The organism is Staphylococcus gallinarum (genome assembly GCF_029774255.1).
Taxonomy (GTDB): domain Bacteria; phylum Bacillota; class Bacilli; order Staphylococcales; family Staphylococcaceae; genus Staphylococcus; species Staphylococcus gallinarum.
Window position 1 is genome coordinate 2427165 of the sequence record NZ_CP069082.1, and the last position, 24993, is coordinate 2452157.

The window sequence follows — 24993 nt, forward strand, 5'->3', positions numbered from 1 at the left end:
ATACTTTTATTTAACGCTATAACGATGTAAATTAAATCTAGGTACTGACTTATATCCAAGAACATCATCACTTAATAAACGGACACATCAAAAAACCTTTCAATGAAATAATTTCATCGAAAGGTTTTGAGTTTATTTTTGGTTACATCTATTGTTAATTGCTATTTTGTAGCATAGGCTTTAGCCATTATGCGTGCCATTTTGATAATTAATTTTTACACCTTTTTGTGTATTAGACACCCACACATTTATATTTACTGTTTGGCCTTCGTCATTAACAGAATAAGCTCTTACGTGTGAACCCCTAGGAAGTAACTCACTGCCTTGATAAACTGGTGTCACTTTATAATACACTTTAGTTTGTGGATGTTCGTGAATCGCATTACGAATTTGTGTTTCAGCATAACCCATTCCTCCACCATTACGGTCTCGATTAGTACCAACATTTTGTGCGCGTGTACCTAAGGTAAGATTATGTGTTTCCATATCTCCTCCAAGTGACCAAGCTAATGAATGTGATTTATTATAAATATAACCTCGATAACCATTTAACTGCAAAATTTCGTTATTAGATTCTTCTCCCTTCCACGCTTGCTTTTCAGGATTGTATACACCGTCTTTATATTCACCAGCAATATGCACACCATAATCAAACGCTGGTCGTTTTCTAACCTTTGAAGAATGACTTTCCACAGACTGCTGCGTTACTAATGCAGTAACAGTTCCAGCCCTACCATATTGATCTAATTTCGGATAAATTACCCAGAACTTTTCACGACTATATTTATCAAGTAACTTATTATCTGCTGTTGTTAAATTTGTTTTATTATCATTAATATAGGCATAATTTTCACTATTAGTATTAGCGTTAATCAGATCAATATCTGCCTTTGTAACCTCAGGCTTGGATGTATCGTCTGAGTCTTGTTGTAAATGCTTAGTTAAGGTTTCTAATCCTTGCTCTACCTTATCAAAATCTGATTGTGTAAAGTTCCCATCACTATCACATGCGGTTAATAATGTTGTCGTTAATATAATAAGGGCAATTACTTTAAGTATTTTCATGATAGTTGAACTCCTGCTTCAATTTAATTTATAACACGATTTAAATTAACTCTATTCGCTTACTTACTTCAATGATAAAGGCTATAACTGATTTTAAAAGAGGCATAATTACATCAATTATGTGTAACAAACAATTTTAAGGTACATTTATTGTTTTTTCACAACAAGACATTCATATGAAATTCATTTTTTAATAATTTCATTATATATTAAGCCATCATATCTTGATTCCTTTCAATAACCTCAATGCATTCAAGACAACTAATACTGCAGCCCCTGTATCACTTAAAATGGCTAACCACAGCGTGAGCCATCCAGGAAAGACAAGCATAAAAGCAATTAATTTTATAATAATAGAAAAATAAATGTTTTGTTTGATAATTGCAGTCGTTCGTTTACTTAATTGTATCGCGTAATGAACATACTCCAATTTATCTGTCATTAACACTACATCTGCAGTTTCCATTGCTGTATCTGTACCGATACCACCCATAGCAATACCAATATTACTCGTTGCTAATGCAGGCGCGTCATTTATGCCATCTCCTATCATACCGACAACTTTACCTTGCTGTTGAATCATTTCTATTTGGCGCAATTTATCTTCTGGTAATAACTCAGCATAGTATGATTTTATGCCAGAACTTCGCGCAATATTTTTCGCGGAACCTTTATTATCCCCTGTTAACATTATCGTTTCTTCAATACCACAACGTTTTAACTTCAGCATAGTTTCCTGTGTTCCTTCACGTACTTTATCACTCAAAGTAATATAGCCAAGTAATTGTGATTGATTAGCAATAACGACTACGGTTTCGCCTTGAGTCATATGATTTAAAATAGCATGCTGATATTGAGTAACTTTGTCATTTATGCTAGCTACAAATGACATATTACCTGCGAAATATCTTTCACCCTTTATAACAGCACTAATACCTTTGCCAGGTATATTCTCAAATGTTTCAGGTTGCATTGAAGTTAAATTATTCTGCGGATCAGTATAATTTAATATTGCTTGTCCAATCGGATGAGATGATTGCGATTCAAGGACTTGTGCTATTGCAATCAACTGCTGTTTGTCACTATCAATTTCTACAACTGATCGAACCGTTGGCTCCCCTGTAGTCAATGTACCTGTCTTGTCGAACGCCAGAACATTAAGTGAGCTAAGCTGTTCTAGATAACTGCCCCCTTTAATTAGAATCCCGTTTTTAGCAGCATTACCTATAGCAGTCACAATTGCGACAGGTGTTGAAATCACTAACGCACATGGGCATGCGATAACCAGTAATTCCAATCCTTTATAAATCCAGCTCCCCCATGTACCAAAGGCAAATAGTGGAGGCACTATCATAACAAGTAGAGCCAATACAAACACTACAGGTGTATATATTTCTGCAAACCTATCAATAAAACTCTGTGTTGGTGCCTGTTGTTCTTGTGCAGTTTCAACTAAATCAATAATGTGTGCCAGCATGGTTTGTTGTTCTGTTTTAGTCACTTCAATTACTAATGTATTATCCTCATTAATAGTACCAGCATAGACCTCATCACCCATACTTTTATTTACAGGAATAGACTCACCTGTTATTGGAGCTTGGTTTATCGCTGATGTACCTTCTATTATCACACCATCTAATGGCACACGATCACCCGGTCTAATTTGAATTATGTTTCCAACAGCAATACTGGCAACGCTTTGTTCTGACCAACCATCTTCTTGTTTAACTCGTGCTACTTGTGGTGTTAGATTCATAAGTGATTGGATAGTCGCCCGGGTCTTTTCTATGGAAGCTTGTTGTAAACTTGTGCCTATTACAAATAATAAGATAACCATTGTCGCTTCAAAGTATTCTCCAAGTAACACAGCACCTATAATAGCAACTGACATCAATACATTCATATCTAATCGTTTAGCCTTCAAGGCAAAAATGCCACTTTTTACCGTTTTAAATGCGCAAATGATAATTGCAGTTAGTAGCAATGTATTAACTAAAATATCTGACATACTAAAGTAAGTGAATAACCAAGCACACAACAGTAATATTAACGATATCAATGGCAATTTAAATAAAGTCAGTATCGACTGTTGTTGGGTTTGTTCATTTGATAGCGTCGCACTATATCCCAACTTAGATACTTCTTTAATAACCTGTTTGGGCTGTCCATTATATTGTAAAGCTAACTTTCCAGTTGCAAAATTAACGCTCGCTCGATCTACATAATCTAATTGAGTCATATGCTGTTCTATCGTTTTGGCACAATCACTACAATCCATACCCTGAATCTTAAATACTGTTTCAGTACCAGCATTACTAAGCACACTCACACCATAGCCTAACTGTTCAATCGTTTGTATGACTTGCTGTATATCTTCCTTGCAATTAACATTCAAATGTAATTTTCCAGTTGCAAAACTAATACGCGCATCTTGAACAACATTTAACTTTAGTACTGATTGTTCAATGGTCTTAGCGCAATTATTACAATCCATACCTGTTATTTTAAGAATATAATAAGTTTCTGCTGATTGTTTAACTGTTTGAGAGTCAGTTTCACTGTTATTACTATGATCATTCACTTCATGTGAATTTATTGTGCAACAATGATTATCGTGCGCTTCTACTGCCTTATCATGATGCCCTTGTAAATTGTTGCCTCTATACTGTTGACGACTCACTCATATCAACTTCTTTCTTTACTAATACTAATTATTTAATATGATGCTGACATTTTTTTGTATCATCTTGCGTTTCTATAATCACTGTATCAATAAGTGTTAACAATGTTTTCACACTATTCGTTGTGAGCTTATAATACACATACTTACCTGCTTGTCTAGAAGTAACTAAACCACAGCCTTTGAGGCAAGCTAAATGTTGCGACACGCTAGATTGACTAATTCGAGTTGCTGACACAATTTGATTTACAGTACATTCACAATCTTTGATCAATTCTAATATTTGTAGACGTATAGGATTGGATAAACCATGAACAAAATCTGCCCTCTCCTCAATTGTTATAAAATCCAAATCTCCACCTCATATTATTTCTATTTAATATGTTTCATATTATCATTTTCTAATATGAATTACAAATACTGTCATGACGCGATCTTCATAAATTTTCCAAAAATATTTTCTGAATTTTTCGATAAATATATAAAATTTTATTGATTTTAATTCTCAATAAGGCTAATATTTGTATTTCAAGTATGTATAAATATAGAAGATATTTAATAAAGGGGTTATATTATGACGGAAGAAAGTAATTTAGTGTTATCAACGCAACAAGTAACTAAAGCTGCTTTACATAAATTAGGTTTTGATGAGGGGATGTACGAATTAATCAAGGAACCATTACGATTTCTCGAAGTACGTATCCCTATTCGTATGGATGACGGAACAATGAAGACATTTACCGGATACCGTGCGCAACATAACGATGCAGTTGGTCCAACTAAGGGTGGTATTCGTTTCCATCCGGATGTTAATAAAGATGAAGTAAAGGCACTATCAATGTGGATGACATTGAAATGTGGTATTACCAATTTACCATATGGCGGTGGTAAAGGCGGTATCATTTGTGACCCAAGACAATTGAGTCAACAAGAATTAGAACGCTTATCTCGTGGATATGTAAGAGCAGTGTCACAGTTCGTTGGCCCTTCTAGTGATATTCCTGCACCAGATGTATATACAAACCCACAGATTATGTCGTGGATGATGGATGAATACAGTAAGATCAACCGTTCTAATGCTTTTGCGTTTATAACTGGTAAACCATTGGCACTCGGAGGCTCATTAGGCAGAAATCGTGCTACTGCATTAGGTGCTGTAATAACTATTGAAGAAGCTACAAAACGTAAAAATATTAATATCTCAGAATCACGTGTTGCAATTCAAGGTTTCGGGAATGCTGGTAGCTTTATTGCTAAAATTTTACATGAAATGGGAGCAAAAATTGTTGCAATTTCAGAAAGCTATGGTGCCCTGTATAATCCAGATGGGTTAGACATTGAACATTTAGTGGAATTAAAGGAACAACACGGTCGCGTAACACATTTATTTGACGATGTGATTCCAAATTCAGATTTACTTGAGTTAGATTGTGACATTCTAGTACCTGCCGCACTATCTAATCAAATTACAGCTGACAATGCACCAAATATTAAGGCAACCATTATTGCAGAAGCTGCTAATGGTCCAACAACACAAGAAGCAACTGCAATATTAAACCAACGTGGTGTACTATTAATTCCCGACGTTCTTGCTAGTGCAGGTGGCGTAACTGTATCTTATTTTGAATGGGTACAAAATAAGCAAGGTTATTATTGGTCTGAAGATGAAGTAGAATCAAAGCTACGTGACAAAATGGTCGAAGCATTCAACACAATTTATGATTTAGCTGAAGATAGAAAAATGGATATGCGTTTGGCAGCTTATGTATTAGGTATCAAACGCACTGCTGAAGCATCTCGTTTCCGTGGTTGGGCATAATACAACCTTTTGATACTACTTCACGTTCCATAACACTTCGCTATTACATCACTGCGGTACAATGCTTAAATCTTCGCAAAATTACGTTCCCTATTCGCCTTTAAACTAAGCTGAGTTTCTAACTTTCCCAGGTAATATAAATTATATAAGTAATCGAGTATTTACATTCATTTGAAATACAAAACAATAATTTATATAATTATTTACAACAAAGGGGAGGAATTACATTATGAAAAATAATATATATGGCAATATACCTTGTTTTTTAAATAGTAAGAACCTAACTAAGTCACAAACATTAGATACGGATGTCATCATTTATGGTGCACCATTTGAAGGTGAAAGTACTTGGGGAGATTATACAGGTGTCGAATTAGGACCTAAACAAATTAGATCTAGTTCAGCACGTTATAGTCAGTATTTACCGGAATTGAATCACATCAATATTAGTAATCATTTATCACTGGGTGATGTAGGCGATGTCCCATTTGTAGCCCATGACAATAAGCAAAGTTATGAAAATATTGAAGACTTTGTAAAGCCTTTATGGGAAAGTGGCAAATTTCTTGTCGGCTTTGGCGGTGAGCATGGTGTTACATATCCAATTTTAAAATCCTTAACAGAAACTACAGGAAAAAAAGTTGGTATTATACATTTAGATGCACATTACGATAATATGCCAGATTATGAGGGTGAAATTTACGCGCGTAACACACCATTTATGCACTTATATCATACTGATGGTATCAGAAATGAAAGTATTATTCATACCGGTATTCATGGCCCTAGAAATAAACCTGAAACCGGAAAATACGCAAATGAAGCTGGCGCAGTTACAATTACTATAAACGATATTCGTGCTGCAACTAACTTAAAACAATTCGCAAGAGACATATATAAGCAAGCAAGCAAAGATGTCGATGTCGTGTACTTAACTATTTGTAGTGATGTTTTAGACTTTGCCTTTAATCCTGGTGGACCAGTTGATGGTAATGGCATGACCTCATATGAATTACTAACGATGATATACGAATTCGGCACACTCGGATTATGTGGTATGGATTATGTTGAGGTTTATCCAATGAATGATCCGAACCAAAATTCAGCTCATTTTGTATCTACTGCCGTACTGTATGTACTTGCTGGACACGTTGCCTATTTAAATAAAACTAAATAACTGAGGAGTGGTGTAGATGTTTAAGGATGCAAAGAAACTATTTAAGTCTATTGGTCCTGGAATGATAATCACAGCCTCATTTATCGGTCCTGGTACTGTCACAACAATGACCCAAGGTGGCGCAGGATTTGGTTATAGTTTATTATGGGCGGTTGTCTTTTCAATTGTAGCAACAATTGTTTTACAAGAAATGATTATTCGTTTAAGCCTTGTTACACGAGAAGGTTTAGGCGAAGCGATTCAAGATTTATTCGCCAATAAGATAGGTAAATTAATCATCGTTTGGTTTACATTAATTGCCGTAACACTGGGGTGTGCCGCATATATAAGTGGTGATTTAATTGGTACTTCACTGGGTGCTGCTTATTTATTACATTTGCCTGAAAATGCAGTAGCACCTGTCATTGGTGTAATTATTTTATTAATTGGTCTGTTTGGTAACTATCGTTTTTTAGAGAAAATCATGATATTCCTAATGGTAATCATGGGCATTATATTTATTACAACAATGATTGTCATCAAACCGGATATTATTGGAATCTTAAAGGGTATCTTTGTGCCGACTATTCCTAACGGCTCAATTATAACTATTATCGCATTAATTGGTACCACAGTCGTTCCTTATAATTTCTTTATCCATTCTACTGCAGTACATGAACGCTTTGGTAATATCAAAGAATTAAAATTTGCACGTTGGGATACAATTATATCAATTTCTATAGGTGGTATTATTTCAGCTGCTATTCTTATCGCAGCAGCCACTTTAATCAAAGGTAAAGAAGTTACTAGTATCATCCAACTCGCCGGTCCATTAGAACCCGTATTAGGCAATGCCGCACCATTTGCTATAAGTATTGGTTTATTTGCAGCTGGATTATCTTCAGCAATTGCCTCACCAACTGGTGCAGCTGCTACCATCAGTAGTTTACTCGGTTGGCAAGGTGGCATGGAAAGTAAAAAATACAAATTTGTATTCACATGTATCATTATTATTGGTATTATTACATCCGCATTAGGATTCGAACCATTGCAAGTATTACTTGTTGCACAAGCACTAAACGGTATCATCTTACCAACAGTGGCGATTCTGATATTTATTGTAATTAATAAAAGGAATTTAATGGGCAACTATGTCAATACTGTGTGGCTTAATATCATCGGTGGTATCGTCGTAATCGTCGTGACATTCTTAGGTGTATACAGTCTTATTGATGCAATTAATAGCTTTATACAACGTTAATATAAAGTTATAGTTCAAAATGTAATTTAACTTATTCTGCTATTTCGTTGCATATCTAATATTTATCAGCACCTAATTTTAACGAGCAACGCCATTAAATGAATTGGAAAATTCATTTAATGGCGTTTTTTGGCTCTATAATATTTATGTCAATCTTTCTAAATTACAACTATTACGATGAATGAATAGTAAATCATATTAATACAAATACTCGGTCTCATGTCTAAACTTTATAATACTTAACAATATTTTAAATCGATCCCGCTTCCTTTAAATTCATACTTTTTGTTTCTGGTGCCATAAAAGCCGATATTACGAAGCCAATCATTAATAAGAATGCAGCAATATACATCGTTATACTAACACCAAAATTATCTAAGATAACTGGGAAGAAGAAAGTGCTAATCGCTGAAGCAATACGACTAATCGTTGTCGTAAATCCACCACCAGTCCCTCTTACATGGGTCGGAAATAATTCATATGGATAAATCCATTGATGACTTCCCATACCTGTATTAAAAATGCCATATATAATAAATATTAAGATAATAAATATAAATGGTGTCGAGCCTGCAGACAATACGCCCAAACTAAACAATGCAATAGCTGTAATTAGGAAAGGCCAAATTAATGTTGGACGACGACCATATTTTTCAACTAAATAAAGCGCAGGAAAAATACCTATTAAATAAAATAAATTGATAATTGCTGATCCTAAATACTTTTGAGAACCATCTTGAAAACCAAACTGACCTAGTATTTCAGGGATGTATGTACCTATAGCAAATGTAGTCATTACTTGTAAGGACCAAAATGTAGATACAAAAAATGTTCTTTTACCATAACCATTTTTAAAAATATCAACTAAACTGGTCTTTTTAGCTTCCTGCTCCTCATGAGATACTACCACACCTTGACCAAAGACCTTTTCAACTATTGTATTAGCTTCTTTATGTCTACCTTGTTTAATCAACCAATGTGGCGATTCAGGCATGTTTAGACGCGCTAATAATAACAGAACAATTGGTAATGCACCACTAATCAACATCCATCTCCAACTGCCTTGACCTAATGGCAATAAAAAATAACCAATTAAATAGGAAATCGCATAGCCAATAAACCAAAATGCATTAATTCCCCCTAGTAACGCACCTCTATGCTTACTAGGAGCAAATTCACTCATTAACGAACCTGCAATCGGATAATCTGTCCCTAATGCAATGCCTATTAAAAACCTTAATACAACTAATTGTGTTGGGTCTGTCACAAAAAATTGCAATGTAGTAAATATGCCTAATAACAGCATATCGATGATAAACATTTTCTTTCTGCCTAATATATCGGTGAAGTAACCTCCGACTAAACCACCAATGACCATGCCACCTAAAGTTCCCATACCTAATAGACCAATCATGGTTACGGACATGTCGAAATCACTTTGCATCACTGACAAAGCAATAGCAATAATTCCTAAACTGTAGCCATCTACAAATGAACTTCCGCTTGCATAAGCGAAAATTTTCATGTGAAATTTACAAAGGGGCATATCTTCCATTTCTCTCTTTTTCATGGCAAAAGCCTCCGCTCTTTATTGTAAACGCTTACAAAATATTTTGCATTTCTTCCATTTTATTAAAACCTAATAGGCTGTTAATATTTTGTGCTGCTGTAAAACCTGTTTGAATTGCAGTTTCTGTATAAAATGTACCTAAATAATCGCCAGCAAGGAATAAACGACCATCTGGCTCAGTTAATGTAGCTTGAATTTGACCACGTCCTGGATAAACATATGCAGAGCCATAAGGAAATTTATTAACTTTTGCTTCGACTACTAAATTTCTAAATCCTGGAAACATCTCTTCTAAATCAGTTAAATAAATTTCTAAGATTTCTGCTTCACTTTTATCTATCAATGCTTTTCCTCTATTTGCAGGAGAAAAAGTCATAAAACTACTCCCTTGCTCTCTTTTATTATGCATGGCATGTACTACATTTGAATTGTGTATTAATATATCAAATGATTTTTTAGGTGTTGCAAATGCATATACGTCATCCCAAACTTGTTCACTCGTTTCATTTGTTAAAAATGATGCACTTACGTGCGGACCATATTTAACTTGCTTTAATGCATGTTCTAATTTTGGACTTAAATTTTTAGCGATTTTTTGTGTTATTGGGGCTGGTGTAGCTAAAATGACATATTTGGCCGTTTCAGTATATTCCGTATCTCCTATCTTATATCTGACAGTAACAAAGTCATTATTTTTGATAACTTCAGAAACCTGTGCATTTAATTTAATCTGCTCTTTTAAACGACAAGCAATAGTATTGGTCAATGTTGATGGACCTCCCATAATATTTTGAGATAGCCCTCCTTCTTTATTCCAAATCATATGGAAATAGCCAATACCAGCTCCTGCTGAAATCTGTTCTGGTTCACCAGTTGAACGACTAACTGTCGGTCTAAATATAGCGTCTGCATCAACTGGTAATGCTCCAGTAAAGTCGGTAAACGTCTTATTATTCATAAAGTCTAATATTCGCTGTTGTCTAACACTGTAATCTTCATGCTCGAGTTGCTTTGCAACTTTGCCATATTTAATCACTGCAGCTCTTACCTTAGCTCCTGCTTTAAGTAACGACAATCTAGACTTCCACGACATTGGTACTCTAAATGGATATAATTCAACCCTACCGTTTAATAATAGTTTTCCATTTAAATGCATTGCCGATAACTTTCCAGGAACCGGTAATGCTTTTACACCTACAGACTTCAGTAATTCATCAGTAGCAGAACCTTTACCTGCATACACATGACCTCCCCAGTTCATCCAATAGTTACCTCTTCTTTCAGACATTACACGTCCACCGACTCTATTTTCAGACTCTAGCAATAAGATGTCATGATTCTTTAATCTCCATGCAGCTGATAAACCAGCCAATCCACCGCCTATAATAATTACATCTTTCATAGTAAGCACCTTCTCACATTTTAATTTAACTTAATTTAGGTACGCTTTAATCTTAGCTTCAAATTCAGATGAGGCAGGCTTCAATGGTGATCTACATGTTGTGTTTGCAATGCCTAAAGCCTTGAGACCAGCTTTCACAGTTCCAGGAACAGTTTCTTCTTCTAACAATTGATATAGTGGTAACAATGTTTGATTCAATGCTGCTGCTTCTTGAATTTTATCTTCTTGAATTAACTCATAGAGCTTTGCAATTTTGTCTGGAACCAGATTATGCACTAGACCAATTGCACCTGCGCCCCCTAACGCTAAAGTTGGTAAGAATAAATCCTCAAACCCTGTTAACAATGCAAAATCTGGGTCATCCTTTACAAGTGCGAATAATTTAGATGTATGAATGCCGTCTGCAGTATTTTTAATACCAATGATTCCTTCTATTTTACTAATCTCATGAATTAACTCAGGTGCCAATTCAACTCCTGTCGCGTCTGGGTAATGATAAATTACAATTCCAACATTCGTATTATTAGCAACTTGTTGGTAATGTTCAATGATACCTTCATCACTTGTCACCAAATAATAAGGATTGATAACTAAAGCGCTATCTACGCCTACACTTTCAGCATATTGCGTTAACTCAATCGTATCCTTAGTTCTATGACATCCAGTACCAGCCATCACTTGAACACGCTTATTTACAGTTTCTGTAACGAATTTAATAATTTCCTTACGCTCTTCAAACGTCATTAACGAATATTCGCCAGTACTACCTCCAACTAATACACCATGAATACCACCACTTATCACATGTTCAATCAATTTGCTATATGATTCATAGTCTATTTCACCACTCTCTAACATTGGTGTTGGTAATGCTGATATCATTCCGTATGGTTTATACATATAATTACCTCCATTAATTAATATTTATCATTACGCTCTTAACTTCTGTGTAGCTTTGAATACCGTATTCGCCACCCATTTCACGACCAATACCAGACTGCTTGTAACCACCAAAAGGCATTGTTTCCAATTCAAGTCCAACTGTATTAATCCAAACCGTACCTGCCTTTAACTTTTTAGAAATATAATGACCATGCTTAATATTTTGAGTCCAAACACTTGATGCCAAACCATAATCACTATCGTTAGCTCTCGTAATGACTTCATCAATATCATCAAATACAAATACTGACATTACCGGACCAAAGATTTCTTCACGTGCAATCGTCATATCATCTTGGACATCAGCAAATATTGTAGGCTCTACATAATAGCCCTTATCAAATTTGCGATTGCCTCCCACAATCAAACGTGCGCCTTCATCTTTACCTTTACTGATATATTCTAATACCTTCTCTTGCTGACGTTTCGAAATTAATGGCCCCATATCCGTTGTTTCATCTAAACTTGGTCCAATTGTCACTTCTTCAGCACGTTGCTTTAATCCAGCAATTACATCGTCATAAATGGCTCTTTGTACATAGACTCTTGTACAAGCACTACAGTTTTGACCATGGTTATACATGGTTCCATTAAATGCACCCTCAATTGCTTCATTTAAATCAGCATCTTTTAAAATAATCGCTGGAGATTTACCACCTAATTCAAGTGTGACATTCTTAATCTGATCAGCTGCACCTTTCATTACTGATTTTCCTACACCAGTAGAACCAGTGAACGCAACCTTATCTATCTTGTCGTGAGCTACAATTGATTCTCCAACTGTGCGCCCAGGTCCTGGGATAATATTCACAACACCATCAGGGAAGCCAGCTTCTTTAAATAATTTCGCAGCATATAATAACGATAACGGCGTTTCCGTTGCAGGCTTAATCACAATCGTACAACCTACCGCTAAAGCCGCTCCTAATTTCCATGCCGCCATTAATAATGGGAAGTTCCAAGGGATAATTTGTCCTACTACACCTATAGGTTCATGCACTGTATAACTAACCAAATCATTAGAAATTTGCGTTGTTTTACCATTTATCTTTGTAGCAAAACCAGCATAATATTCAAATTGTTGAATTGTTCCATCAATATCATCAGCTAATGCAACTTCATAAGGTTTTCCACTATCTATGGATTCTAACTGAGCTAATGCTTCCCTATTCTCTTTAAGTAATCTAGCAAATTCATAAATGATATTCGCTCTTGTATGCGCTTCCATTTTTGTCCATAAACCATTATCAAATGCTTCTCTTGCAGCATTTACCGCTTTATCTACATCTTCTTCATTCGCTTCATGGACCTTAGCTATTAATGATTCATCTGAAGGGTCTACTACTTCAAATACTTCATTTTTGCTTGATGCTAGAAATTCGCCATTAATATACAATGGAATTTCATTTTCTAAAAACTCTAGAACTTCCTGTTTCAATTCATTTCTTTTTACATTCAACACTTCCTGCCCCCTTTTGAGTATTTAATGGCATATTATCACCTAAATGAACAAATGTAAATCATTTTAATTTAAGAAGGATTATTTATGTTCATTTTCAGAATTTTTATTCTTTCTAGTTCTTTGATATGATATAGAAAATAATGTTGATGACGAGTAAAGGGGCAAACGAAAGTTATGAATCAAACTTTTGATTTAAAAGCTAAAATTGTAAGTACCAAAAAAACACTTCCAAAAAAACAGCAAAAGCTATGCGATTACATTTTGAAACACTTTGAAGATTTAGGATTAGTGACTATCAAAGAATTAGCAAAAGATGCTGAAGTCGGTATTTCCACAGTTATGCGTACCATACACGCTTTAGATTATGACAATTTCAATGACTTTCGCAGAGATATCTACAATAGCGCAATGCCAAACGATTCCAAATTTTCTCTTAAAAATGCATTTATCGAAAGTGGCAAAGTAAAATCCCATACATTGACACACGTATGGGATAAAAGTGTCTCGTTGCTAAATCAATCACTGAAACCTGATTTAATTTCATCATTTGACCAAGCAATCAATTTAATTGAACAAGCAAACAATATTTATGTATTAGGTACACGACCTTATAAAACAACAGCACTCTACTTAGAACATTTATTAAATGAATTTAATTTAAGTATCCAGCAACTGAGCTATGATACAGATGCCATATTTGATAAAACTAAAAAAATGACTAACAGTGACTTGCTTATTGCATTTTCATTCGAACCTTATACTTATTCAGTAATAAACGCTGTCAAAGAAACCAAACAACAGGGAAACGACATCATCTTAATTACCGATCATGACACATCACCATTAATTGAATTTAGCAATGTTACATTAAAACTATCTGTAAGAAAGGATCATTTTTCTATTTTGCCAATCATCGCCTTAATTGATGCCATCGTATTAGAGTTAGGAAAAAGAACCTCCGAAACATCCCTTAAACATTTAGAAAAACTAGAAGAAGTATTGAATAGAAATCACGTCACTTACAATACTTCTAATAACTAGTTAATTCTCTTGATAAATTAACTAGTTAAGACGTAAACACTAAAAAATCCAGTAAATGATTATTGATAATCATTTACTGGATTCTATTATTATGATTCAACATATATTTGACCTTTTCGTTGGTTTAATTAAATATATTGTCGTTTTATTTTCACACCACAATTTATACACACCCTAACTGCACGATGAGAATGCATCATTTTCGATACTTCAGTTTGTAAGGTTAAAGTGTACTATAATTAATCAGCACCTATATTCATATAAACTATATGTGTATGAAGATATTCTTCTAATCCATGTTTACCATCAGCGCCACCAATACCAGAATTTTTAATACCTGCATGAAATCCTTGCATTGCTTCAAAATTTTCTCTATTTATATATGTTTCTCCAAATTCCAAATTATCAACTAATTTAAATATTTTTTTATTATCGTTTGAATAAATAGATGAAGTCAAGCCATATTTACTATCATTAGCTAGTGAAATCACTTCATCAATTGTTTCAAAGGTAACAATAGGTAAGACAGGACCAAATACTTCTTCTTGAACGATATCCATATCGTTTGTACAATTTGTTATAACAGTCGCAGGATAAAAACTCCCTTTATCATTTGGTAATTCTCCGCCACATTCTAATATGGCACCATCTTTTATAGCTCTTTGCACATGTCTGTGTACATTTTCTTGTGCTTTTTTGTTGATTAGCGGTCCCATATCATAATCACCATCTAATGTGTTACCATAGGTAACACTGCTCATTTTTTGAACTAATTTTTCTATAAATTGCTCTTCAATTGATTTTTGTACATATAATCTTTCTACACAATTACACACTTGACCAGTATTTATGATGCGAGAATCTATTACATACTGTACAGCTTTGTCTATATCTGCATCTTCAAGAACGATTGCAGGTGCTTTGCCACCAAGTTCCAAATTAACCTTTGTTATATTAGTACTTGCTGCTTCCATTACTTTTTTACCAGCATCTTCACTTCCAGTAATAGATACAAGCTCAATATCTTTATTCCTAGCAAGCTCATCTCCTACTATTTCACCCGAACCATTAACTAAGTTAAAAACTCCACTCGGTAAGCCCACAGTATCTAATATTTCTGTAAATATATATGCATTAATAGGAGTTTCTTCTGAAGGTTTCATGATAATTGTATTTCCTGTTACTAAAGCAGGTGCCATTTTTCTTGCAACTAAGAAGAATGGGAAATTCCAAGGAAGTATACCCGATGTAACTCCTAAAGGTTTTTTATAAAGTAAAATATGTTCATTTTTACGATCGCTTTGGATAATTTCTCCCTCATAACGTCTAGCCCATTCTGCCATGTATTCTAAATAATCTGCAGTAAAGTATACTTCTGTACTAGCAAGTTCTCTAGTTTTACCTCCTTCTTTAATAATAATTTCTGTTAATTCTTCGCCACGCTCTCGAATCCCTTTAGCAATTTTCTTTAAGTATTGAGCTCTTTCAATTGCTGGGGTTTCACTCCATGCTTTTTGAGCTTCTTTAGCACATTGTATCGCTTGTTGTGTGTAGTTCTTTGTTCCGTTGTAGGTATGAGCAATGATTTCTTCAGTAGCTGGGTTCAATACGTTTACAATTTCTAAATCTGTTCTTTCAACAAACTCTCCATTAACATAATCCTTAATTTGATACATAATCTTAATCCCTCACTTCATTTAATTTATTTATCTCAGTAGATAATAATTGTGTATTTGGACTTTCTCCATACCTTTCTTTTTCAATTTGGCTTAATGTTTTTCCTTGCGTTTTAGGTGTTAAAACAATTCCTATTATTGAATGAATAATTAAGAAAATAATCATAATAATACCAGTCATTTTGAAACCTAATGTTGCAAGTATTGTTGGTAATATGAATGAATATATCGAAATTCCTGTACGGACAATAAAATACATTAATCCTTGTGCTCCAGCTCTATATCTAGTTGGGAACAATTCGCTTGTCCATAAAGCATAAAATGCTTGAGCACCGATTCCTGCTGCTGATCCCCATAAGACTACAAATAAAATGAGCGACACCCAATTCATTGGTATAAATGTTATAATAATCCAAGCAAGAATCCCCATTGCTGCTCCAATACCAAATAACAATCTTTGATTTAACTTATCTCCTAATTTCATAAATCCAAAATAAGTAGTTATAACAGTTAAAAACCATAATATAGCTTGTAATATATTAGCTTGTGCGCTTGATAAACCTCCTATACTTTCGTATATGAAAGGCATAAAGTATCCCATCGCCCCTGAAGTTAAATTCCAAAAAAGATAAATTCCAATTAAAAGTAGCATTGCTTTTAAATTAACTAGATTTGTAAACAGTTCTTTAACTACAGAAGTCTTTTTAACATCTTGTAATAATTCTTTTCTTTCTTTTTCTTTTTCAGCTTCCCAAATTTCAGATTCGTTCATTCCTTGTCTAATCCACCATGTGATACCTGCAATAATAAATAAATGCACAAATATAATACGTGACCCTAATAAACCCATTGGTGATACAATAACAGCCAGTAAAAATGTAATAGTTGGTCCAATTGACCATGCAAGTTGAGCAGTGCCTATTCTTTTAGCTCGTTCTTTTTCAGGCGCTTCTTCAGCAATGTAGGTCCATGCTACCGGAACACCGATACCTACCGCTATACCAATTACAATTGTTCCAATTAATAACATTGAAAAATTAAATGAACATATCAGAACAAGCATACCTATCATATATAGTATTAGGTCATATTTAAAAATGAATTTTCTACCAAGTTTATCAGTAATTGGTCCACCTATAAGAGCCCCTATCGCAGCACCTAATGCATTAGCACTTAAAGCCCCCAATAAACCAATCTGAACATTATTTAGATTTAAGTATGATTGCCATAAAGACAAACTACTTGCTGCTGCAATTATAGATCCTGCTTCAATATAGTTAGCCATTGCAATAGCTATCGTTGCTACCCATCCTTTTGTTTTCTTGACTTTTAAGTTCATTTCCCTATCCCCTTATTATTTTATTCTAGGAAAAACACTTCTTTTAATAATTGGTACTTAGGACTATTATCAGAATTTACATACATAATATCTGCCATATAATCCCACCATTCTTGACATATTTTGTGATTAGCTATTTCAGAATATAACGATTGGTTTTCAATATCTAAGACTGTAAATAATTCGCCGTTTTTTTCATTCAAGTATATATGATAATTGCTAACACCATGATTTTTTAACATTTCTTTCATTTCTGGCCATATTAGGTCATGTCTTTTTTTATATTCTTCATAACATCCTTTTTTAACATACATAACGTTAGCTATTTTATTCACATTACACACCAACCTCTAAATAACCTGATTTTGGTACTACATTAAATCCTTTTGCTAATTTTAGTAAATCTTCATCGGTAATATCTTGTTTTATACCACCTTGAGATTGAACATGCGTATAGACTTCAGCTGATTTTTCAATAGTTTCTATTAATCCAAAAGTCTCATCTAAATCCGTACCTGCGCCGAATATTCCATGGAAAGGCCATATGACACTTCTATAGTCTTTCATTTTTTCTGCAGTTAACTGACCTATTTCTTCAGTACCTGGAACAACCCAAGGTATAATACCAAGTCCATCTGGAAAGACAACTAAACATTCAGTACACATCTTCCATAATGTTTTTGTAAAATCTTTTTCATCTAACTTATGAGAGAAAGTCATCGCTATTGTATGAGTTGCATGACAATGCATGATGACTCTATGTTCTTTATCGACTTCTAACCTTTGAATATGATTCATAAGATGTGTCGGTAATTCACTTGTTGCAACTGCCCCATTTACAAACCCCCATAAAATTTCGTAATATGATCCATCCTTAGCTATTTTAATTAATCCTATCGAGTCTTGAGGATTCTTTATAATATTCTTAAAATATTTACCAGTTCCTGTTACTAATAAATATTTATTAGCTAATTCTTGTACATTGAAAGGTAACTTTATCTGTCTAACATTTTCTATATTCTTAGTTAAATAAGGGGTGATTTTTTCTTCATCAATAATACATGAAATATTACCTCCATTACGCTCATCCCAACCTTTGTTGTACATTAACTTTGTTATTTCACAAAACTCTTTAACCGTAGATGATTCGATAAACTTTTCCAATTAGATCCCTCTTTCTTCAAGTATATTTTTTTCATAGTCTTTAATAGCATCGTACCAATCTAAACCTGGTTCAACATTATTTCTAATGCAAAATTCATTCCAAATAGGGCCAAATAAATATGTCTTTACTTCCTCTTGAATAGCTAGACGTTGTGTAAAATCCCTATTTTTTTCTGCTTCTTTTAATTGGGCTATAGGATCTAACATTGCTTTTAGTAGGGCTTTTTGCATATTTCTAGTACCAATTACCCATGCTGCTACGCGATTAATAGATGCATCAAAGAAATCAAGTCCTACAGTTGTATCTTTAATTAAATTGTTATAAATTAGCTCTTTAGCAATATCATTCAATTCATCATCTAATATCACGACATGATCGCTATCCCATCTAACTGGTCTTGAAACATGTAAACTAAGACCATTAGTAAATAATGAGAGTGCTGATAATTTGTTTGATACTACCTCAGTTGGATGAAAGTGACCAGCATCTAATAAAATACGCTTATTTCTAGATAATCCATAACCCATATAAAATTCATGTGATCCTACAACATAACTTTCTGATCCAATACCAAACAATTTACTTTCTAGAGTATCAATATTATATTTTTCATCAATTTCTTCTTTAAATATCTCATCTAAACTATTCATTAATCGTCTACGTGGTTCTAAACGATCTACAGGTGTATCTTTAAAGCCATCGGGAATCCAAATATTAGTTATTGAAGGTTGGCCTAATTCTCTACCGAAATATTCTCCAATTTTTCTTGAACGTTTACAGTGTTCAATCCAAAAATCTCTAATATCTTTATTTGGATGGGCTAACGTAAATCCTTCTTCTGATTTTTCATGACTAAAACATGTAGGATTAAAATCTAGTCCCAAATTATTTTTTTTTGCCCACTCAACCCAATTATGAAAATGTTTAGGTTCAATCTCATTTAAATCAATACTTTCATTTGTCTCTGCATATATTGCATGTAAATTAATCTTATGATTGCCCGGTATATGCTTTAAAGCCTCTTCCAAATCATTACGTAATTCTTCACCATTACGAGCTTTTCCTGGATAATTACCAGTAACAGATATACCTCCGGTTAAATCTTGATTAAATAAAAATCCTTCGACATCGTCACCCTGCCAACAATGAATAGATATCTTTATATTTTTAATTGACTCTAAAGCTTCTTCTACATTAATTCCTAACGACTCATATTGATTTTTCGCCAATTCATATGCTTGTTTATGTTCTGTATTCATATTGCGTGACCTCCTTAAATTTCTCTATATCTTTTTGTACTTCTGAAAAATTCCTTGTCTTTTTAAATCTTATTATATTATTAGATTTGCCAATAGATTCTCTCACTTCTTCCACTGTCTCAAATTGTTTTGTAGCAATCATAGTAGCTGCTAAATTACCAAATACTGTGGCTTCAATTGGGCCAACAATTACTTCACAATTTGTATATTGTGACGTTAATTCATTTAAATAGTTATTATTAGAACCTCCTCCTACAATATTTAGTATTTCAATATTAGACTTTGTGATATCTTTTAAATCTTCTATTGAAATTGCATAGATAATTGCTAAATTCAAATATATAACTTGTGCTATTTCACCAATCGTCTTAGGAATTTTTTGATTTGTTTCTTTACAATACCTCTGAATTTCTTCAATCATATTTTTAGGATTTATAAAACGTTCATCATTAAAATCTATAAAAGCTTTAAAATCCTTGTTTTTCTTAGCTTCTTCTACTATTTCAGGAAATGTGTAATTTTCAGGCCAATCTTTACGTACTCTTTGAACAATCCACATTCCTATGATATTTTTTAAAAATCTATATGTGCCTGCAAATCCTCTTTCATTAGAATAACCTTTATTTAATGCGTTTTTAGAGATAATTGGTTTATTTAACTCTTGACCGATTAATGACCATGTACCACTTGAAAGAAAAGCCCATTTTTTCTTTCTATCGCCAACAGCACCGAGGACTGCAGAAGCCGTATCATGTGATGTAGTAGCATAAACATGCGTAATTGGTAAATCATATTTTTCAGTTAAATATAAAGTGATCTCTCCTAGATAAGTTCCTGCTTCAACAATTTCTGGAAATACTTGTTGACTTATATCTAATAATTTAAGAAGTTGTTGATCTAATTCAGATTTATATACATTTATTAACTGTGTTGTACTTAAATTCGTAATTTCATTTTTGGAAACTCCTGTTAATAGATAGTTTAAGTAATCTGGAACGAGTAATATAGTAGATGCTTGTTTCTTTAAACTTGAACTCTCTTCGTATAACTGATATAACGTATTAAAACTTAAAAATTGGATACCTGTTTTTTTATAAATTTCTTCTTTTGAGATTTTTTCAAACACTTTATCCATAGTATTATTTGTTCTTGAATCTCTATAGGAAACAACCTCTTGTAAGCGCTTACCTTTTTGATCCAAAAATATATAGTCTACTCCCCATGTATCAATACTTAAATAACACGACTCTATACCTAGTAACTTTGCTTTATTTAGAGACATTAATATTTGTTCAAATAAGTAATCAATATCCCACACATTCTGTCTATTTTTTCTCGTGAATCCATTAGCAAATCGATTAATCTCTTTGATTTTGATTTTACCATCATCCACATAAGATGCTACGGCTCTTCCACTGGAAGCCCCTATATCTATAGCTATATAGTTATTCATTTTTTCACCTCTTTAGAAAAGTATTATAAACTTAAAAACCACACAAATCAACATTATTTGTAAAATATATTTATTTATGTGGTTTCTTATCAGAGAGTTATATACTCTTATATGATACAATTGACCTAAAAATATAGGAGTAAATAATTATGAAAGCTTTTGAAAGAAAGAAAAAATTACTAAATGAATTGTATTTTAATAAAGTTGTCTATGTTAATGAACTAGCAAAAGAGTTTAAAGTATCGGAAGAAACGATACGTAGAGATTTAGAAAAATTAGAAAAAGAAGGTATCGTAGAACGAAATTATGGCGGAGCCAGATTGTTAAAAACTGAAGATTTACCATATTTAGTTAGAAATACACACAACAAGGAAAGTAAGCTAAATATCGCTAAGAAAATCGACACTTTTATTTGTAATGATATCAGTCTTTTTGCAGATTCAAGTTCTACAGTAGTTGAAACATTAAAAAGATTTGCAGTATCTGATAAAAAGTTACATGTTATAACAAATGCAGTAAATGCATTATACGATTTAAATCAATCTTCTTTAGAAATTAATTCTACTGGAGGCAAATTACTAAAACAATCATACGCATTTATAGGTAGTCAAACAATTGAATCTATTAACAAGTTTAATCCAGATTTTGCAATTATAAGCTGCAAAGCCTTAAATAGAGACGGAATTATTACAGATTCTAATGAGGAAGAAGCTTATATTAAGCAAATTATGATGAATAAAGCTAAAAAAACTATTTTAGCTTTAGATTCCTCAAAATTAGATAAAACCAGTCTTATCACTTTTGGATCTCTGTCAAACATAGATTATATTGTTTCTGACAATGACTTCGATGCAAAATTTATAGAACTCTTACAAAAAAAATCCGTTAAAATTATAAATTAAAAATACTCTATTTAAAAACCATATAAACCAAACAAAAACCACAATAAACAAAAAATATGTTGTTTATTGTGGTTTTTGGTGTTATAATCCCATTTAAATGTAAGCGGTTTCTTTATTTCGTTTATATAATCAATAAAGGAGGATACAAAATGAAAAAAACTGTATCTATAGTTTTAATCGGAATCAACGGTTATGGAAGAAACTATTTAGAAGAATTGTTGTTCAAAAAAAATGAATCGATTATCTTGAACGGAGTTGTGGATATAAATGCAGAATCTTCAGAGTTTTATGATGAGTTAATCAAAAGAAATATATCAATTTATAACTCCATTGAGAGATTCTATGAGAATAATACTGCAGATTTATCCATTATATCTACTCCAATACATTTACATAAGTACCACGCTTGCTTGTGTATGAATAACAACAGTCATGTATTATGCGAAAAGCCTGTAACTGCTAATTATGATGATATACATGAAATGGAGCGAATAAGAGACAAAACTGGTAAATTTTTGGCAATAGGATTTAACTGGTCATTTATAAATTCAATTTTAGAATTAAAAAAAGATATTATTGATAAGAAATTTGGAAAACCTATACGTGTAAAGAGTATGGTTCAATGGCCAAGAAATGAGATTTATTATAATCGTTCTTCTTGGGCAGGAAAAAAATTCAGTTCCGATAATTCAATGATATTCGATAGCGTAGCTAATAATGCAACTGCACATTTTTTGCATAATTTATTTTATTTAAATGGTGATCATATAAATACTAGTGTCTCCTTAAACACAATAGAATATGAGCTTTATCGTGTAAACAATATAGAAACATTTGATACATGTGCATTACATATAAAAAGCAAAAAAAATATTGATATATTTTTTTATGCTTCTCATGCCACTAAAAATGTTAGAAATCCTTGTTTTGAACTAGAATTCGAAAAAGCCACAATAAAATATGACCCTGATAAAGGATATGAAAATATAACAGCATTTTTTAAAGATGGTCTTCAAAAAACTTACATGAATCCAGAGGCCAAAAGTCACTTAACAAAATTATATGTTTGTATAGATGCTATTTTAACTAATAACTATCGTATTCCTTGTGGTTTAGAAGCCGCGACTCCACACGTTTTATGTATTAAGACATTACATGGGTCCTTTTCTAAAATAAATTTATTTCCAAAAAGTTTAATTCGCTACAGTGAGCAACAAAAACAATATTGGGTTAATAATTTAGATAAAGATTTAGAATATTGTTATTCTCATTGGATTTTACCAAATGATGCCGATATAAAATGGTCAAAGAAAAATAATAAAGTCAATGATGTTTTTTCTTAAAACAATTAAATTTAACTAAGGAGGATGAAGAAATTTGGGAGATGCTTCAAGAAAATTTAATTATAAAGACAAATTAGCTTATTTATATGGGGACTTAGCAAATACTATAATACTAGGCTTAGTAAATAGTTTTTTGATGATTTATTTCACTAATGTTTTAGGTATAACTGGATATATAGTAGGTATATTATTTTTCACTACTAGAATTATAGATGCTTTTGTTGATGTTTTAATTGGAAGGTTATGTGATAATTCCAAAGTTAGTAAAGAAGGAAGATTTAGACCTTGGATTCGGAAGATGAAATATCCTTTTTGTATCAGTACAATTATTTTATTTCTACCATTTATTAATGATTTTTCTATGAATTTAAAGATTATTTACGCTTTTATATCATACTTATTATTCGGGATTTTATTGTCTGCCATAAACATACCTTATGGATCAATGGCATCAACTATAACTAGTGATGTTAAAAACAGAGCTTCACTATCTACTTTTCGTAGTATTGGTGCTGCTATTGGTGGAAGTTCAACCGGTTTACTAATTCCTTTATTCGTATATATAAATTTACCTAATGGACATCAAATTGTTTCTGGAAATAGATTTTTTATTGTATCTATAATTTGTGCTATTATTGCATTCTTTTTTTATAAATTGACTTACAAAAATACCGTAGAAAGAATTCAATTCACTAAAAAAGAAATTGAACCTATTAATAAAATTTTTATTAGTTTATTTAAAAATAAAGCTTTAATTGCTTTGGTTATAGTTGATATATTCATTGTAATCAATCAAATATTGACAAGTACAAATATAACTTATTTGTTTCATGATTTTTATCACAATAAAACAGCAATGTCTATAGCTTTATTTTTAAATTATGGAACAGTTATATTATTAGCACCTTTTTCAACTTTATTAGCTACTAAATATGGGAAAAAGGAAGTTAGTATTATTGCTCTTTTATTTTCCAGTGTATTGTATTTAACTTTATATTTCTTAAATATTCAAAACGTATGGTTATATTTATTTTTAATGTTTCTTGCAACTTTAGGGGCATCATTATTTAATTTGATGATATGGGCATTTATTTCAGATGTAATTGATTATCATCAATATACTACTTATTTAAGAGAAGATGGTACTATATATGCGGTAAATTCGTTTGCTAGAAAAATTGGGCAATCTTTGGCTGGCGGATTGGGGGGAATCCTATTAAGTATAATCGGGTACAATTCTTCTAAGAATAGTACAACAACACAAACTGATGAGGTTATGCAAAGAATATATGATATGTCTAATTTATCTCCTTCTATATTATTGTTTATATCATTTATAATTTTAGCTTTGTTTTATCCACTTAATAAGAGTACCGTCACTAAAATATCAAATGTATTAAATGTACGTAATAACAAAAATCAATAGAACATTATTTAAGAGAATTTCACTTAATATGA

Annotated in this window: 20 protein-coding genes; 7 read left to right on the forward strand and 13 right to left on the reverse strand. The window is 32.5% G+C overall.

All coding sequences use genetic code 11. The features are described from left to right. Positions 1-180 precede the first annotated feature (180 nt). The 3 genes from JN168_RS11630 to JN168_RS11640 form a co-directional block, all read right to left on the reverse strand. Positions 181-1065: a DNA/RNA non-specific endonuclease gene (locus tag JN168_RS11630; protein WP_042738024.1), complete on the reverse strand. Its 885-nt coding sequence runs from the start codon at positions 1063-1065 to the stop codon at positions 181-183. Positions 1066-1282: 217 nt separating this feature from the next. After that, positions 1283-3745 carry a heavy metal translocating P-type ATPase gene (locus JN168_RS11635; RefSeq protein WP_279525908.1) on the reverse strand — a complete coding sequence of 821 codons (2463 nt, stop codon included), beginning with the start codon at positions 3743-3745 and terminating at the stop codon, positions 1283-1285. Between the two features lie 31 nt (positions 3746-3776). Next, complete coding sequence (locus JN168_RS11640; RefSeq protein WP_042738022.1) at positions 3777-4097, reverse strand: ArsR/SmtB family transcription factor; 321 nt, start codon at positions 4095-4097, stop codon at positions 3777-3779. Positions 4098-4319: 222 nt separating this feature from the next. Here JN168_RS11640 and JN168_RS11645 point away from each other — a divergent pair, with 222 nt between their 5' ends. From JN168_RS11645 to JN168_RS11655, 3 genes are all read left to right on the forward strand, one after another. After that, positions 4320-5564 carry a Glu/Leu/Phe/Val family dehydrogenase gene (locus JN168_RS11645; protein WP_042738021.1) on the forward strand — a complete coding sequence of 415 codons (1245 nt, stop codon included), beginning with the start codon at positions 4320-4322 and terminating at the stop codon, positions 5562-5564. Positions 5565-5793: 229 nt separating this feature from the next. Next, entirely contained in the window at positions 5794-6741 is a 948-nt protein-coding gene (locus tag JN168_RS11650; protein WP_042738020.1) for an agmatinase family protein, read from the forward strand. A 16-nt stretch (positions 6742-6757) separates the two neighbouring features. Further along, positions 6758-7981 (forward strand): Nramp family divalent metal transporter, encoded by a 1224-nt coding sequence (locus tag JN168_RS11655; protein WP_042738019.1) that lies wholly within the window; start codon positions 6758-6760, stop codon positions 7979-7981. 250 nt (positions 7982-8231) lie between these two features. On the opposite strand, the gene JN168_RS11660 is transcribed toward JN168_RS11655, so the two are convergent. Genes JN168_RS11660 through JN168_RS11675 form a run of 4 tightly spaced genes read right to left on the reverse strand, consistent with a single transcriptional unit; the run spans position 8232 to position 13357 of the window. Then, on the reverse strand, positions 8232-9551 hold the full coding sequence (locus tag JN168_RS11660; RefSeq protein WP_042738018.1) for an MFS transporter: 1320 nt from the start codon (positions 9549-9551) through the stop codon (positions 8232-8234). Positions 9552-9582: 31 nt separating this feature from the next. Beyond that, positions 9583-10953 carry a flavin monoamine oxidase family protein gene (locus JN168_RS11665; RefSeq protein ID WP_279525909.1) on the reverse strand — a complete coding sequence of 457 codons (1371 nt, stop codon included), beginning with the start codon at positions 10951-10953 and terminating at the stop codon, positions 9583-9585. A gap of 30 nt (positions 10954-10983) precedes the next feature. After that, positions 10984-11853 (reverse strand): 4-hydroxy-tetrahydrodipicolinate synthase, encoded by an 870-nt coding sequence (gene dapA, locus JN168_RS11670; RefSeq protein ID WP_279525910.1) that lies wholly within the window; start codon positions 11851-11853, stop codon positions 10984-10986. A 13-nt stretch (positions 11854-11866) separates the two neighbouring features. Next, complete coding sequence (locus JN168_RS11675; RefSeq protein WP_411841286.1) at positions 11867-13357, reverse strand: aldehyde dehydrogenase family protein; 1491 nt, start codon at positions 13355-13357, stop codon at positions 11867-11869. Positions 13358-13531: 174 nt separating this feature from the next. Between JN168_RS11675 and JN168_RS11680 the strand changes: the two genes are divergently transcribed. After that, positions 13532-14398, forward strand: coding sequence for a MurR/RpiR family transcriptional regulator (locus tag JN168_RS11680; RefSeq protein WP_042738015.1), 867 nt, complete (start codon positions 13532-13534; stop codon positions 14396-14398). Between the two features lie 239 nt (positions 14399-14637). On the opposite strand, the gene aldA is transcribed toward JN168_RS11680, so the two are convergent. The 6 genes from aldA to JN168_RS11710 are packed head-to-tail and all read right to left on the reverse strand — an operon-like array spanning position 14638 to position 21290. Next, complete coding sequence (gene aldA, locus JN168_RS11685) at positions 14638-16074, reverse strand: aldehyde dehydrogenase (RefSeq protein WP_042738014.1); 1437 nt, start codon at positions 16072-16074, stop codon at positions 14638-14640. A gap of 4 nt (positions 16075-16078) precedes the next feature. Continuing rightward, positions 16079-17413, reverse strand: coding sequence for an MFS transporter (locus tag JN168_RS11690; RefSeq protein ID WP_042738013.1), 1335 nt, complete (start codon positions 17411-17413; stop codon positions 16079-16081). A 20-nt stretch (positions 17414-17433) separates the two neighbouring features. After that, on the reverse strand, positions 17434-17748 hold the full coding sequence (gene rhaM, locus JN168_RS11695; RefSeq protein ID WP_042738012.1) for an L-rhamnose mutarotase: 315 nt from the start codon (positions 17746-17748) through the stop codon (positions 17434-17436). A gap of 1 nt (position 17749) precedes the next feature. Beyond that, the gene (gene rhaD / locus JN168_RS11700; protein ID WP_042738011.1) at positions 17750-18577 is read right to left on the reverse strand and encodes a rhamnulose-1-phosphate aldolase; all 828 of its coding nucleotides are present in this window, start codon (positions 18575-18577) and stop codon (positions 17750-17752) included. Continuing rightward, positions 18578-19837 carry an L-rhamnose isomerase gene (gene rhaA / locus JN168_RS11705; protein WP_042738010.1) on the reverse strand — a complete coding sequence of 420 codons (1260 nt, stop codon included), beginning with the start codon at positions 19835-19837 and terminating at the stop codon, positions 18578-18580. It lies immediately after the preceding gene. Then, complete coding sequence (locus JN168_RS11710) at positions 19821-21290, reverse strand: rhamnulokinase (protein ID WP_279525912.1); 1470 nt, start codon at positions 21288-21290, stop codon at positions 19821-19823. Before JN168_RS11710 ends, rhaA begins: the two co-directional genes overlap by 17 nt. A 149-nt stretch (positions 21291-21439) precedes the next feature. On the opposite strand from JN168_RS11710, the gene JN168_RS11715 reads away from it, so the two are divergent. The 3 genes from JN168_RS11715 to JN168_RS11725 all read left to right on the forward strand — a co-directional run bounded on the left by JN168_RS11715 (position 21440) and on the right by JN168_RS11725 (position 24961). Beyond that, positions 21440-22192 carry a DeoR/GlpR family DNA-binding transcription regulator gene (locus JN168_RS11715; RefSeq protein WP_042738008.1) on the forward strand — a complete coding sequence of 251 codons (753 nt, stop codon included), beginning with the start codon at positions 21440-21442 and terminating at the stop codon, positions 22190-22192. 149 nt (positions 22193-22341) lie between these two features. Further along, complete coding sequence (locus JN168_RS11720; RefSeq protein WP_042738007.1) at positions 22342-23535, forward strand: Gfo/Idh/MocA family protein; 1194 nt, start codon at positions 22342-22344, stop codon at positions 23533-23535. 34 nt (positions 23536-23569) lie between these two features. Next, positions 23570-24961 carry an MFS transporter gene (locus JN168_RS11725; RefSeq protein ID WP_042738006.1) on the forward strand — a complete coding sequence of 464 codons (1392 nt, stop codon included), beginning with the start codon at positions 23570-23572 and terminating at the stop codon, positions 24959-24961. Positions 24962-24993: the final 32 nt, after the last annotated feature.